Consider the following 921-nt stretch of genomic DNA (forward strand, 5'->3'; position numbering starts at 1 on the left):
CCGGTGAGCTTTTCTGCTTCAGTTTCGTTTGGCGTAATAATGTCCACCAGCGCCAGCAATTCATCAGGTAATTCGCGAGCCGGAGCGGGGTTAAGCGCGACGATAGTCTTATTTTGATGGGCGATTTTCGCCGCCGCCATCACACTTTCGAGTGGTGATTCCAGCTGCATTAATAATGCCGACGCGTTAGCAATACGCTCACGTTGCGCTTCCACCAGCGCCGGGGAAAGGGCAGCGTTAGCCCCGGCATGAATACCAATGACGTTCTCGCCTTCACCATTAACAAAAATCAGCGCCACGCCTGTCGATTCGCCTTTGATCACGCTGACCGGCGAAATATCAATATTATCAGTGGCGAGCTGCTGGCGAATGCTCTCACCAATACTGTCATCTCCCGTGCAGGCAATAAACGCGATATTCGCGCCGCTACGCCCTGCTGCCACAGCCTGATTCGCGCCTTTACCGCCGAATGCGACTTGATAGTGGTTACCGGTTACTGTTTCGCCTGGAGTTGGAAAAGATTGAAGATTAAGAATGTGGTCAGCATTAATGCTGCCAAGAACAACGAGGCTGCCTGCGTTTTGCATATTCGGGATGTCCATAAAATGCGCCACCGTGTTAGGGTGGCGCGTGCCCTGCTTTTCTTTATATTACACGTTCATCTGTCGATGACGTATTTATGTCACCATCAGGTCATACAACCTGATTAAAACTACTGCTTAACAACCAGTTTCAGATCAACCGGATACTTAGCCTGAACTTTCTCGCCTTTCAGCACTTTATCAGCGGTTTCGACGCCTTTAGCGCCAATCTGATCGGGTAGCTGAGCGATAGTCGCTGCTAGTTTGCCATCATTCACCGCTTTTTCGCCATCCGGTGTACCGTCAAATCCGACGACCATCACATCCGATTTACCGGCAG

2 protein-coding genes are annotated in these 921 nt (G+C 50.7%); both read right to left on the bottom strand.

What is annotated here, in order from left to right:
- Positions 1–587: PfkB family carbohydrate kinase (locus tag EQY_RS0122860; protein ID WP_024212726.1), on the bottom strand; the 587-nt coding region annotated here is incomplete at its 3' end.
- 125 nt (positions 588–712) lie between these two features.
- Positions 713–921, bottom strand: a 209-nt coding sequence (locus tag EQY_RS0122865; protein WP_000518320.1) for a substrate-binding domain-containing protein, incomplete at its 5' end; no start/stop codon positions are given.

The organism is Escherichia sp. TW14182, assembly GCF_000208525.1.
GTDB lineage: Bacteria > Pseudomonadota > Gammaproteobacteria > Enterobacterales > Enterobacteriaceae > Escherichia > Escherichia ruysiae.